The sequence below is a fragment of the Cytobacillus gottheilii genome, assembly GCF_900166665.1.
GTDB lineage: Bacteria > Bacillota > Bacilli > Bacillales > Cytobacillaceae > Cytobacillus > Cytobacillus gottheilii_A.
This window is the reverse complement of sequence record NZ_LT800494.1, coordinates 1,184,973-1,198,016: the sequence shown is the minus strand read 5'-3', so window position 1 is coordinate 1,198,016 and position 13,044 is coordinate 1,184,973. Positions and strand designations below refer to the sequence as shown.

The following is a 13,044-nucleotide window of genomic DNA, read 5'->3' as shown; positions in this document are numbered from 1 at the left end:
ACAATGGATGTCACAACACCGTAAAAATTCATTGGATTATCGTACAAAAAAACAAGAAAATTTTCGTGCAAGGAAGCTATATCACTCCTGGGGATTATGATTTATACTATAATCATCATTTAGTTTGTGAAATAAATCACAATTATTCATTGGAAGGAGCGGCTTTGATGGGGTTATTCGATCGATGGATGGAAAGTTTGGATTATGAGTTCCGAATTTTAAATACGTGCAGCCGCAATCAAAGTCCTTTTTCAACCTGCACAAAATGTTTGGATTCCTGCGAGCTGAAGGCCATTTCTTTAGAGAATGGAAAACCATTGATTCATACTGATCAATGTACTGAATGCGGCGATTGCATCGCTGAATGTCCAGTTCAGGCGGTTGAGGGTTTTTTCCCAAAAAGACGCATTACTGACAATGTATTCATTGCTGAAGAGAAGCCTCCCTCCATTCGAGAGATGCTTGGATATTATAAAACTGGAGTGCACGCTGTTTACTTTCAGATTAAAGAACTAAGTGAAGAGTGGACAGGCTTTCTAGAAGAGATAAATAGCAAGTTAGCACAATTGAACGAAGAGGATATAATGATACAATTTGAAATACAAGAGCCAGAAGAAACAATGACACGACGTGAAATCTTTTCTTTTTGGAAAAAGGGAGCAGCTTCAACTGTCAGACAAATGGCTCCAGCAAAATGGCGCTTTAATCATCAGGATTTGGAGCTTGCCCATTACTATAAGGAGTATCAATTTAAGAAGATCGAGCTGGATGATTCGAAATGCACACTATGTAAAGCATGTGAAAAGCTTTGCATAAAGAATTGTTTTCATTTTTCAGAGACTGAGCTTACTATCTCTGCTCAAGCTTGCACAGGCTGTATGCTATGTGCTGATGTATGCCAGGAAAAGGCGATCACCATAACAGATGAAATTCAGAAGGCCAGCACTCATGTACACCACCTCTATCAAAGGCAGTGTTCCTCCTGTCATGCTGCGTTTACTTCAGCTTCCCATGTGGAAGAGGAATGTGTACGCTGTAAAAAAATGAAACAGTATGGATCTTTCATGAGATAAAGGATCGTAATATGCCATTTGATAGGTAAACGCTCAAATTTGATAGGAAATGCAACTATTTTGATAGGAAGTTCATTTCATTTGATAGGAAGTTCATTAATTTTGATAGAAAAGCTTAACCTTCCTGCCTTTTTCAGCATAACAGCGGGAATTTGAATACTAATTATAAGTAAGGAAGTGTTTTAAATGTTATCAAACATTGGAATTCCAGGATTAATTTTAGTTTTAGTACTTGCTCTGATCATTTTTGGACCGAAGAAACTCCCTGAAATCGGCCGTGCAATGGGCCAAACATTGAAAGAGTTTAAAAGCTCTACGAAAGGGATGCTGGAGGATAATAGCCAAAGTGAAGATGAAAAGAAGAAAACCGACAATAACATTAAAGATCTTTAAGCGTAAATAATCAACCATTATAAAAAGCCAAGAATGCAGATATCGCATTCTTGGCTTTTCTAATTACTGAATTAGCCCCTTAGGACTGCACCAGCTTTTTCTTCCAGCGCCTCTAATACCTTTGTATGTGCTTTAACCACTTCTTCATCTGTTAATGTTTTTTCAGGATCAAAGTATTTTAAGGAGAAAGCAATGGACTTTTTCCCTGCTTCCATTCGCTCTCCTTCATAAAGGTCAAAAACAGATACTTCTTTTAACAGACTGCCGCCTGCTTCCTTAATAATCGATTGCAAATGTCCAGCAGACACTTCCTGATCCGCTACTAAGGCGATATCTCTTGTAATGGAAGGGAATCTAGGGATCGCTTCGTATACAAGCGGTGCTGTTTCAGCAAGGAGCGACTCTAGAGATAATTCAAAAACATAAGTAGCTTTTAAATCAAGTTCCTTCTCAACGATCGGATGAACTTGACCAATATAACCGCAAGCCTTGCCGTCAATCAGCACTTCAGCTGTTCTGCCCGGATGCAGGCCATCTCTTTCAGTTTGACGGAATTCGATGCGATCATTGATTCCAAGCTTGTCAACTAGTGCTTCCACAATTCCTTTTAGCACGTAGAAATCAACAGGCTTTTTCTCGCCCTGCCATGGGTGGTTTACCCATAATCCTGTTATAGCACCTGCCACATGCTCTTTTTCTTCCGGAAGCTGATCTTTTCCGTTTGATAAAAAGACCGAACCAATTTCATAAACAGCAAGGCTGTCATTTTGACGAGCTGAATTATATTTTAATACCTCAAGAAGCTGAGGAACTAAGCTTAATCGTAATACACTGCGCTCTTCGCTCATTGGCATTGCAAGCGGCAGAGGCTCGCGGACTTTAAGAGCAAACTGGCTTGCTTTTGCTTCGCTTGTTAAAGAATACGTAATAGCCTGGTATAATCCAGCACTTTCAAGCGTATTGCGAACGATTCTGCGAGATTGCTGATACTGCGTAAGACCGCCTTGGGTAGTAGATCCAACTGGCAATGTGGATAAAAGATTATCATAGCCATAAAGTCTTGCTACCTCTTCAATTAAATCTTCTCCAATTGTGATATCTCCTCTGCGGGTAGGAACCGTAACCGTAATTTGTCCCTGTTCGGCAATAGCCTCGAACTGCAGACGAGTGAAAATATCCACAACTTCCTCTGATTTCAATTGTAAGCCGAGAACTTGGTTGATTTTATCAATCGATACTTCTACAACCGCAGGCTCTATTTTCAATGTATTTGCTTCAGCACTGCCAGCAAGAACTTCGCCTTCCGCATATTGCTGAAGCAATACAGCCGCACGCTCTGCAGCTGCACGTACACGATTTGGGTCAACCCCTTTTTCAAAACGTGCACTTGCTTCACTGCGAAGACCATGATCTTTAGAAGCTTTTCTAACTGTGCTTCCTTTGAAGTAAGCTGATTCAAGTAAGACTGTTGTTGTATCATCTTGAACTTCTGAGTTTGCACCGCCCATGACACCGGCTAATGCAACTGGCTCTGTTCCGTTTGTGATCACAAGGTGATCGCTGGAAAGTGTTCTTTTCACATCATCAAGCGTTACAATTTCTTCGCCATCCTTAGCTCTTCTGACAACAATTTCTTTTGAACCAAGCTTATCATAATCAAAAGCATGAAGAGGCTGGCCATATTCAATCAAAATGTAATTCGTAATATCGACCACATTGTTATGCGGGCGTATGCCTGCACCTGTCAGTCTCGCTTGCATCCATAGTGGAGACGGCTTTACTTTTACATTCTTGATTACTTTTGCAATATATAATGGATTGTCTTCAGCTGCTTCAGCCACTGCAGAAATATAGTCTTCTGCCTTTTCAGCCGCTTCTGAAGCTTTTCCTTCAGGAAGCTTTACGTCTCTGCCTAAAATGGCAGCAACCTCATATGCTACACCAAGCATGCTTAGAGCATCTGAACGGTTCGGTGTTAAGCCAAGCTCCAGTACTTCATCATCACGGTGAAGTTCTTCTAATGCATTCTTTCCTACTTCAACACCTTCTGGAAAAACATAAATGCCTTCCGCGTATTCCTTTGCCACAAGCTTGCTTTCAAATCCAAGCTCCTGCAAGGAACAGATCATCCCATTGGAAGCTTCTCCGCGCAGTTTAGCCTTCTTAATTTTAAAATTCCCAGGAAGAACAGCGCCAACTGTTGCAACAGCCACTTTTTGTCCTTTGTCTACATTTGGAGCTCCGCAAATAATCTGCACAGGCTCTTCTGCACCTATATCAACAAGGCATTTATTCAGCTTATCGGCATTCGGATGCTGCTCTCTTTCAAGCACATGTCCAATTACAACACCGCTGATTCCTTCTGTTAACTTTTCTACACCTTCGACTTCAATTCCGCTTCTTGTAATCTTTTCAGCAAGCTCGTTTGCAGTTATGCCAGAAAGATCGACATAATCCTCGAGCCATTTATATGAAACATACATGTGTTTTCCTCCTGACACTTATTCATGAATTGAAAATTGCTTTAAAAACCGGACATCATTTGTATAGAAATGACGAATATCATCAATACCGTATTTCAGCATCGCAATGCGCTCGACACCCATCCCAAATGCAAAACCTGAATATTTCTTTGAATCGAATCCAGACATTTCAAGAACATTTGGATGTACCATTCCAGCGCCTAAGATTTCGATCCAGCCTGTTTTTTTGCAGATATTACAGCCTTTACCACCGCATTTGAAGCAAGATACGTCTACCTCAACAGAAGGTTCTGTGAAAGGGAAGAAGCTAGGACGAAGACGAATTTCTCTGTCGCTGCCAAACATCGCTTTTGCAAAAACCTCTAGCGTTCCTTTTAAGTCACTCATACGGATATTTTCGTCAACAACTAAGCCTTCAATTTGCATGAATTGATGAGAGTGTGTTGCATCATCATGGTCACGGCGGAACACTTTTCCTGGGCAGATGATTTTAACTGGCCCTTTGCCTTGGTGCATTTCCATCGTTCTAGCCTGAACAGGGGAAGTTTGCGTCCGAAGCAAAATGTCTTCTGTAATATAGAAGGAATCTTGCATATCACGTGCAGGATGATCCTTCGGCAAATTCAAGGCCTCAAAGTTATAGTAGTCTTTTTCCACTTCTGGTCCTTCTGCCACTGTATAGCCCATCCCGATAAATAAATCTTCAATTTCTTCCACCACACGTGTTAGTGGATGGTGATTTCCTGATCTAACAGGTCGTCCCGGCAATGTGACATCAATCGTTTCCGCAGCTAACTGTGCAGCAACAGCGGCTTCTTCAAGATTTTTTTGCTTCGATTCAATTGCAGCAGCAATCGCATCTCGCACTTCATTTGCCAAAGCACCCATTCTTGGACGCTCTTCAGCTGATAATTTTCCCATTCCTTTTAAAACTTCTGTTATTGGGCCTTTTTTTCCTAAATAAGAAACCCGGATCTCATTTAGCTCTTTAAGATCACCTGCTGTGTTCACGCGTTCGAGAGCTTCAGTCTGCAACTCTTTTAAACGTTCTTGCATGTATAATAACCTCCTTTTTTTGGACAAACAAAAAAACCTAATCCCTATAAAGGGACGAGGTTTTGGTTCGCGGTACCACCCTTTTTAATACATGTAAACAGGGGAACCCGCGTATATGTATTCGCTTCATTGAGATAACGGCCAGATGCCGGTGCATCTTTACATAGCCAGATTGCTATGGTCCCGATGCCAACTCTGGAGGTGAATGTTCACTTGCATCCCTTTTAAAAACACTTGCAGTCAAGGTGTTTTCTCCCTAAAAAAGTTTCAGCAGGCTACTTTTCTCCGTCATTGTTTTTTACATATAATTTGTTGTTAATTATAGTACATTCTTTTACAACTTTCAAATCGTTTTAAGCAAATTTACTGCCCATTTCAAGAGCGTAAATGATACATTAAAATACCGGCAGCAATTGATACGTTTAAAGACTCACTCTTTCCGAAAATCGGGATATAGAGATTTTCATCTGTTTCAGCTAAAAGTTCCGGATTGACACCATTGCCTTCATTTCCGACTAATAAAGCGAAACCGTCACGTTTATGTATTTCTGTATATGGACGGCCATTTTCCAATGCAGTTCCGTACACGGCTGCACCCTGCTGTTTGAGCTTAGGAATCAATACACCAAGATCTTCCCCGATGATCGGCAGATGAAAGTGACTGCCTTGGGCTGAACGCAGAACTTTTGGATTGTACATATCGACACTGCCTTTTCCGACGAAAACAGCATCCATACCGGCTGCATCAGCTGTTCGGATCATTGTTCCTAAGTTGCCGGGATCCTGTACCGCATCAATTAAGAGAAACTTCCTTCCTTCTTCAAGAACGCTGTCATATGTTTTCTGTTCACAGACAGCAAAGATCCCTTGTGACGTTTCAGTATCAGAGAGCAGCTGAATGATCTCATTACTGACAACATTGACAGGGATATCTCCATAGTTCCATGCTGCGGGCAGTTCTACTTGTTCTCCTATTATCATTTCGGCAATGCTGCCGCTATTTAATGCTTCCTCGACAAGATGATAGCCTTCTACTAGAAAAGTAAGCGTCTTATCTCTCTCTTTTTTTGTCAAAAGTTTCTTCCACTGCTTAACCTTTTGATTTTGTGCAGAGTGAATATAGTTCACAGTGTTCTCTCCTTTTTCTAACATCAGTTTGTCTATTATAACGCAAATACCATACATAATAAATCTGAGAAAAGAAAAACTATGAACGTAATCATGAAATTGGAAGGAGTGTAAAAAAATGAACTTGAATCTGCGTAATGCCATTCTTCATAATGTTTCTGGAAACAATCAGGATGAATTAAAGGATACAATTGTTGATGCGATCCAAAATGGGGAAGAAAAAATGCTGCCTGGTCTTGGTGTTCTTTTTGAAGTCATCTGGAACAACTCTTCTGAGGAAGACAAACAGGAAATGCTGCATACCCTTGAAAGCGGCTTAAAATAAGAGGAGCTCAGTAAATAGGAAAAAATCCGCAGACATACATCTGCGGATTCTTTTATTAATCAAATTTTAGGCTATTAACTGTATCTTCATCTAATCGCTTAATGACTTCAGCAATTAGTTTTACTGCATTTTCATAATCGTCACGATGTAGCATTGCTGCATGTGAATGGATATATCTTGTCGCAATGGTAATGGATAAGGAAGGTACACCGTTATGTGTCAGATGGATTGCACCTGAATCAGTTCCGCCTCCAGGCACAGCATCAAATTGATATGGAATATTCAGCTCATCAGCTGTGTTTGTTACAAGATCGCGCAAGCCTTTATGCGATACCATTGATGCATCATAAAGGATAATTTGCGGACCGTTGCCCATTTTGCTCAGTGCTTCTTTTTCTGTGACTCCAGGTGTGTCTCCAGCAATCCCTACATCTACTCCGAAGCCAATATCAGGCTGAATCGTCTGTGCAGCAGTTCTTGCACCGCGCAAGCCAACCTCTTCTTGGACTGTTCCTACTCCGTATACTACGTTCGGATGCTCAGCATCTTTTAATTGTTTTAAGACATCAATTGCAATTGCACAGCCAATGCGGTTATCCCACGCTTTGGCAAGCAGCATTTTTTCGTTGTTCATCACTGTAAATTCAAAATAAGGAACAACCATGTCACCAGGCTTAACGCCCCACTCAGTCGCTTCGTCACGGCTTGTTGCACCAATATCAATAAACATATCTTTAATATCAACAGGCTTTTTACGAGCTTCTGCGGAAAGAATATGCGGTGGCTTTGAGCCAATTACACCCGTTACATCCCCTTTGCTTGTAACAATCGTGACTCGTTGGGCAAGCATAACTTGTGACCACCAGCCGCCAACCGTTTGAAAACGAAGAAAACCTTTGTCATCAATACTTGTAATCATGAAGCCTACTTCATCTAAGTGGCCAGCAACCATGATCTTTGGTCCACCTTCTTTGCCTGTTTTCTTGGCAATTAAGCTTCCTAATCCATCAGTTGTTACTTCGTCTGCAAATGGAGTTATGTATTGTTTCATTACTTCGCGCACTTCACGCTCATTACCTGGAATTCCTTTTGCATCCGTTAAATCCTTAAGCATGGTTAACGTTTCATCTAATTTAGCCATTATTTCGACTCCCTTAATATGTATTCCACTTCATTATACTAGACTGCCCTGTTAATGTGCAAAAATTCAGCTAATAATTTTCTTTTTGTCTTTCATAGTTTACTTCATTTTTTTCAAAATAAGCTCGTTCAATATCAGCGGCTGAAAAGCCAAGTAATTGGCCAAGCTGTAAATACGCTAAGAAAAGCTTTTCGTAAGTATTTCGTGTTTTTTCTGCCCTAAACTGATGGATCTGTTCAAAAACAGCGAGAAATTGTTCATTTATGTCATTCTGACCAGCAGCTTCAATAATCGGAGCAACTGCTTCAAATTGAAGCTCTATTCCAAGTGATAAAATAAAATGAACTCCATCTACATATTCTTCGAGAATTATTTCCTGCTCAGCTGCTGGCTTGACACTCCAGAACTTGAAGCAGCGTGTTTCATTTGCCAGTTCTCCAAGTTCTACCAGCAATGCAAGCACTTTTCGGTCAAATAGATTTTCATTATTTAATTCATGTTTGGTCTCAATATGAGCATCAAGTTCTTTTTGCATATTAAATAGTCTTTCAAAATTCATTCCAGCACCATCCTATTTTAATTCATCACAGATCGATTATGCTTTACTCAACCGATCTATGATAAATTTTATAATAAATAAAAAAAAGTTGAAACTTTTTTGAAGTTCATTCGTACATAGTAGCAAATCGCATTTGGAGGGCTTATTATGATGTGGCTGTTGCGTCTGTTGCTTTTAGCAATCATCATCTTTTTAATATACACTGCTGTTAAATATTTATTAAATCCAAAAAGAAAGCTTGAACTTGCCCATGAGCAGAAGCGTTATTATTTCTATGATGATGAAAATAACGTTCATAAGAATTTCTTAGTAACATATAAAGGAGTTCTTTTTGAAGGAGAGAAGTACTTAGGTACAACTGCAGCTTCTTTCGATGTTGTCTCAATTTTTGTGTGGCCTCATAAAGTTATGGCTTTAAAGGGGCTTGTAAAGGAAGACTTCTTATTTATTGAAAAGAAAATTTCAGAGCAGTACCCAAGTGCAAAAATTGATTGGAAAAGTCCTGTTAAGGAATTTATGCAATAGGAAGTTTGGTTTATAGCAAAGAGGCTGGGAAAAAAGTATTTAACACACTTATAGGACCGAACGTTTAGGAAAGCGATCTTTCTAATCATTCGGTTTTTTATTTATAATTATTAAATGTATTTTATTAACATGAGTGAAATGGAGCGGAGGACACTCGACTCCTGTGGGCAATAGAGGAAAAGGCGAGACCCCGCAGGAGCTTTGCTTCGAGGAGGCTCACCTTCCTCCCCACGGAAAGCGAGGGTCCGCAGTGCAATGGAGCGGACTTGTTTAAATAACCAAACCAAGATATTGAATATTCGTGTTTTAAATATATTAATTTCATTTTGTCCCAGCTTCCTGTTAAGAAATTTATGCAATAGGAAGTTTGGTTTATAACAAAAGGTAAACACGAATAGTGTTTACCTTTTATTATGTTCATTAAAGATTGTTGCTTATGTTGTCGGCAGCAGGTTTGATAATCGATTTAAACGCTGTTTAGAGGTTTCAATTAAGAACGCAATCTTAACAATTAAAGAAATAATCCTTCTAATTAGGCTTGAAAGTGTACTCAAATTGTATCCCTCCACATCCTTTTTTAGTGTCCGGATGCTCCGACACTAACCTTAATATCTTCTAGAGCAGTATGCTTTATTCATTTTCCTTCTTAATAATCTGTGAACGGCCTTCCATTTGCGGCGGCTCCTCGAACCAGCCGTACTTGATCTTGAGCTCAATCCCTTCCTGAGCAAAAAAATAGACATCTTTAGCTAATAAAAGTGTTTTCATCGCTAGATCATTTCTTAAGCTGAAAAAACCGCCTGTTCCAGATCCAATAAGACCGAATCCATTAAGAATATAAATACAGTGCATCATTAACTTATCGGAAAATGGGGGAACTGTGGAAGGTGTTACTGTAGCCCCTGATTTAGCAGATAACTGAATATCTCCCTCCAAAAGTAATTCCTGCATTGTTTTAATCTGTTTTTTAGCAAGTTCCTTCCCTTTTATAAAATATTTCTTCGCTTCTTTATTTTGTGCACATTGAGCAAAACCCGTAATCAGCTGCATTCCAATATTATTCGCTTCAAGATTATGGTGAAGAATCCCAACCTCCAGATCGTTTAAAGGTCTTTTATCACCCATTAGCTTAAACCCTGCCATATAACTTTTATTTTTAATCACTTCCGTTTTTTTCGGTACTGTGACGAATGGAGGCGGAACCAGAATGCCTCTTTCAAGTAAATAAGTTGTTGATAGCTTATAGATTTTTTGGGTAACTGTTGTGAGTCCTTCATAGATTCCCATTACCTTTTTATTGTAGGTCATATTTATCCCAAGCGTGTAAAGACCCATACTTACTTCCTTTAATATACGAACAAACATGATATCAAAACCATTATCATATAATTTTGGCGCTTCAAGATTAACATCCTCTGATGTGAATCCAATCGGCTTCACCATTCCTTGTTCTGAAAAAAGATTCTCCATTTCAGTCACATAGAAATTAAGCTCCTGCCATAGCCCTCCTAGAATATTTCTTGCTTGAGGATCTTCGGCTTTTTCAATGAAATATTCCAAAAATCTCATAATGAGCGTTTTTTCTTGATAAGTCTGCCAAAGTGAACCTATTTCCGAGACATTTAGCATATTGGTTTGTACCATGTACCGCACCTCCTGACTCATTAAAAAGATATCTCTGTTTTCTATTTGTCATTTATTTCTAGATTATCCAATTCAGGAAATATGATACCCATTGTCAGGAGAATAACATGCATGTTTTTAAAATCATATTCAGTTGGCCTTTATATAATAAAAAAAGCACCTTCCTATTGGAGAGTGCCTAAAAATATTTTATGCTGCTTCCTTAAAAAACTCCGTCCATTTAATCACAGTCACTTTTTCACGCAATAAATAACAGAGCAGGGTTATGACACCCAAAATAACGATGATCATGGTCGGTGTAAACCTGCTGATAAACTGGCCAAATACAGTATAAAATACAGCAAGAGGAATATTTGCAATAACAGTTGCTTTTGCATATCGTGGAAAGCTTTTGCACTTTTCCATTAAACAAAAACTAATCAAATGATAGTGAAGGAAAGGAACTAGCCTTAATACGGCTGCTTGAGAAACATTTATGTTCCGGTACTCTCCAAACCAGCGCTTTTTTAAATTCGATATCTTTCCATGTGTTTTTGGCAGCCTATGAATTAAGAAAAAAAACAAAAAACTGCTAAGTGTTAAGCCTATTAAGGAGAATACAGCACCAAAGACACTGCCAAACATTACACCGCCCGCTACACAAACAAGCGGGACTGGAATAAAAAGAAACTGCCTTACAATATGAAACAGAATAAATGCCAATGGAGCTAGAATTCCTGCGGTTTCAACCATCGTTAACAGTACCGCCACCTTATTTCACCCCTTTATTATGCATAGTCATGCTGTCTACTCTAGCATATGGGGAGAAATCAGCTGTTATGACAACTTGGGTAAGAAAGCGATCAGCCTATACCTGTCTTGTCTATTCCGATATTTATACAGTTACATGATGTTCGGCAAAAAATATAAAATAACCAGCTGGACTATGGTTAGAAGTGGCAGACCGATTTTAAACTGAGTATGCTTCGTTTTATGCCTGAACATATTCATGCCAACAGTCATTCCCGCAGCACCAAATAATATGGCAACTGTCCAAAGCGTTTTTTCACTGATGCGATACTGCTGATTAACCGCTCGGCGCTTATCGATCATCATGATCAGAAACCCGATTATATTTATAACGATAACAATTAATGCTGCTGAAATTAATATCATACCTGTACCTGCTTCTCTTTCGTTTTAAGTTGAGTATACGTTCTAAAAGTATAAAAAGCCATTCTCATGAAAGAGAATGGCTTTTTTAAAAGCAATTACTTGCTTAAGTTTTGTTTTGCAACTGCAGCTAATTCAGCAAATGCTTTTTCGTCAGCAATCGCTAATTCAGCTAGCATTTTGCGGTTTACTTCGATGCCTGCAAGCTTTAAGCCATGCATTAAACGGCTGTAAGAAAGACCGTTCATGCGAGCTGCTGCGTTGATACGAGTAACCCATAGTTTACGGAAGTCGCGCTTTTTCTGGCGACGGTCACGGTAAGCATACATTAAAGATTTCATAACCTGCTGGTTAGCAACTTTGTATAATGTATGTTTTGAACCGAAATAACCTTTAGCTAATTTTATTACCTTTTTACGACGTTTGCGAGTAACAGTACCGCCTTTTACACGTGGCATTAAATTTCCCTCCTAATATCGGATATTACTTAAGATTTACTAATAAGTTACGGATACGCTTGTAATCGCCTGAAGAAACAAGAGTTCCTTTACGAAGTTTACGCTTTTGCTTTTGAGATTTATTCGCGAACATATGGCTTCTGTAAGCGTGAGAACGCTTCAGCTTACCAGAACCTGTTCTTTTAAAACGCTTTGCAGCGCCGCGGTGAGTTTTCATTTTTGGCATTTTGGAATTCCTCCTCTTACTTGTCGTTTTTCGGTGCTAGCACCATGAACATGCTACGGCCATCCATTTTAGGATGTGATTCTACCGTTCCAACTTCAGAGCAAGCCTCTGCAAATCGGACGAGAACGCGCTGGCCGATTTCCTTATGTGTAATTGCACGACCTTTGAAACGAATCGATGCCTTTACTTTATCGCCTTTTTCAAGGAATTTAATCGCATTGCGAAGCTTTGTATTAAAGTCATGCTCTTCAATCGTAGGACTTAGACGCACTTCTTTAATGCTGATAATCTTTTGATTTTTACGCGCTTCTTTCTCTTTCTTCTGCTGTTCGAACTTAAACTTGCCATAGTCCATAATACGGCCAACTGGCGGTTTTGCATTCGGTGCAACAAGCACAAGATCAAGATTTACACGAGCAGCAATCTCAAGTGCTTCATTTTTAGACTTGATTCCTAATTGCTCGCCATTCTGGTCAATAAGACGAATTTCGCGGGCGCGAATACCCTCGTTTAACAACATATCTTTGCTAATAGTTAGACACCTCCAAGGTTTAATCGGAACACAATGTTTGGGTCAAGAATGATTTGATCAGTAGCTTTGCGGGGCCAGACGTATTCTTTAGCTCCACCATACTGTCGAATTCTGAAAGAAGCTGCTAGCTGCACCGGATCAAAGCTAAATTCGCAATAAAAAAAGTGCGGATGAAAACACCCACACTTACGTATATAAACAAAAAATGTTCACGTAAAACCTGCCAACTGCTAATTGCGTCAATCAGGTGAGAAGCGGGTGCTTCTTCTTTTCCTCAAACAGTATTCAATTTCCTTAGATACTATATCACAAAAGACAATAGGCTGTCAAACTGTCGTTTTTATTGCAA

The 13,044-nt window shown here is 39.4% G+C and carries 15 protein-coding genes and 2 other annotated features; of the genes, 4 read left to right on the top strand and 11 right to left on the bottom strand.

What is annotated here, in order from left to right; translation table 11 throughout:
- The first annotated feature begins 167 nt into the window (after positions 1 to 167).
- Both B7E07_RS05865 and B7E07_RS05860 read left to right on the top strand, forming a co-directional pair.
- Positions 168 to 1,073, top strand: coding sequence for a 4Fe-4S binding protein (locus B7E07_RS05865; RefSeq protein ID WP_080844488.1), 906 nt, complete (start codon positions 168 to 170; stop codon positions 1,071 to 1,073).
- 186 nt (positions 1,074 to 1,259) lie between these two features.
- Positions 1,260 to 1,466 (top strand): twin-arginine translocase TatA/TatE family subunit, encoded by a 207-nt coding sequence (locus tag B7E07_RS05860; protein ID WP_080844487.1) that lies wholly within the window; start codon positions 1,260 to 1,262, stop codon positions 1,464 to 1,466.
- Between the two features lie 71 nt (positions 1,467 to 1,537).
- Here the strand turns inward: B7E07_RS05860 and pheT are convergent, their stop codons facing one another.
- From pheT to B7E07_RS05845, 3 genes are all read right to left on the bottom strand, one after another.
- Positions 1,538 to 3,949 (bottom strand): phenylalanine--tRNA ligase subunit beta, encoded by a 2,412-nt coding sequence (pheT, locus tag B7E07_RS05855; protein WP_080844486.1) that lies wholly within the window; start codon positions 3,947 to 3,949, stop codon positions 1,538 to 1,540.
- A gap of 18 nt (positions 3,950 to 3,967) precedes the next feature.
- Entirely contained in the window at positions 3,968 to 5,005 is a 1,038-nt protein-coding gene (gene pheS / locus B7E07_RS05850) for a phenylalanine--tRNA ligase subunit alpha (protein WP_080844485.1), read from the bottom strand.
- Between the two features lie 47 nt (positions 5,006 to 5,052).
- Positions 5,053 to 5,306 (bottom strand) — a binding site (T-box leader).
- Between the two features lie 74 nt (positions 5,307 to 5,380).
- A complete protein-coding gene (locus B7E07_RS05845) occupies positions 5,381 to 6,133 on the bottom strand; it encodes a TrmH family RNA methyltransferase (protein WP_080844484.1) in 753 nt (250 codons plus the stop codon).
- 118 nt (positions 6,134 to 6,251) lie between these two features.
- On the opposite strand from B7E07_RS05845, the gene sspI reads away from it, so the two are divergent.
- Positions 6,252 to 6,458 (top strand): small acid-soluble spore protein SspI, encoded by a 207-nt coding sequence (gene sspI / locus B7E07_RS05840; protein ID WP_066443070.1) that lies wholly within the window; start codon positions 6,252 to 6,254, stop codon positions 6,456 to 6,458.
- A gap of 55 nt (positions 6,459 to 6,513) precedes the next feature.
- On the opposite strand, the gene B7E07_RS05835 is transcribed toward sspI, so the two are convergent.
- Positions 6,514 to 7,599 carry a M42 family metallopeptidase gene (locus B7E07_RS05835; RefSeq protein ID WP_080844483.1) on the bottom strand — a complete coding sequence of 362 codons (1,086 nt, stop codon included), beginning with the start codon at positions 7,597 to 7,599 and terminating at the stop codon, positions 6,514 to 6,516.
- 70 nt (positions 7,600 to 7,669) lie between these two features.
- Positions 7,670 to 8,158, bottom strand: coding sequence for a dUTP diphosphatase (locus tag B7E07_RS05830; RefSeq protein WP_080844482.1), 489 nt, complete (start codon positions 8,156 to 8,158; stop codon positions 7,670 to 7,672).
- A gap of 147 nt (positions 8,159 to 8,305) precedes the next feature.
- On the opposite strand from B7E07_RS05830, the gene B7E07_RS05825 reads away from it, so the two are divergent.
- Entirely contained in the window at positions 8,306 to 8,683 is a 378-nt protein-coding gene (locus B7E07_RS05825) for a sigma-w pathway protein ysdB (protein WP_080844481.1), read from the top strand.
- 630 nt (positions 8,684 to 9,313) lie between these two features.
- Here the strand turns inward: B7E07_RS05825 and B7E07_RS05820 are convergent.
- From B7E07_RS05820 to infC, 6 genes are all read right to left on the bottom strand, one after another.
- Positions 9,314 to 10,327, bottom strand: coding sequence for a DUF3231 family protein (locus tag B7E07_RS05820; protein WP_080844480.1), 1,014 nt, complete (start codon positions 10,325 to 10,327; stop codon positions 9,314 to 9,316).
- A gap of 189 nt (positions 10,328 to 10,516) precedes the next feature.
- The gene (locus tag B7E07_RS05815; RefSeq protein ID WP_306807545.1) at positions 10,517 to 11,077 is read right to left on the bottom strand and encodes a TVP38/TMEM64 family protein; all 561 of its coding nucleotides are present in this window, start codon (positions 11,075 to 11,077) and stop codon (positions 10,517 to 10,519) included.
- 132 nt (positions 11,078 to 11,209) lie between these two features.
- Positions 11,210 to 11,482, bottom strand: a complete 273-nt coding sequence (locus B7E07_RS05810; protein ID WP_080844479.1) for a DUF1294 domain-containing protein — start codon at positions 11,480 to 11,482, stop codon at positions 11,210 to 11,212.
- Between the two features lie 95 nt (positions 11,483 to 11,577).
- The gene (gene rplT, locus B7E07_RS05805) at positions 11,578 to 11,937 is read right to left on the bottom strand and encodes a 50S ribosomal protein L20 (RefSeq protein ID WP_066443064.1); all 360 of its coding nucleotides are present in this window, start codon (positions 11,935 to 11,937) and stop codon (positions 11,578 to 11,580) included.
- A gap of 25 nt (positions 11,938 to 11,962) precedes the next feature.
- Positions 11,963 to 12,163 (bottom strand): 50S ribosomal protein L35, encoded by a 201-nt coding sequence (gene rpmI / locus B7E07_RS05800; RefSeq protein ID WP_009333215.1) that lies wholly within the window; start codon positions 12,161 to 12,163, stop codon positions 11,963 to 11,965.
- Between the two features lie 16 nt (positions 12,164 to 12,179).
- Positions 12,180 to 12,683 carry a translation initiation factor IF-3 gene (gene infC, locus B7E07_RS05795; RefSeq protein WP_066443063.1) on the bottom strand — a complete coding sequence of 168 codons (504 nt, stop codon included), beginning with the start codon at positions 12,681 to 12,683 and terminating at the stop codon, positions 12,180 to 12,182.
- A 164-nt stretch (positions 12,684 to 12,847) separates the two neighbouring features.
- Positions 12,848 to 12,971, bottom strand: a sequence feature (ribosomal protein L20 leader region).
- Positions 12,972 to 13,044: the final 73 nt, after the last annotated feature.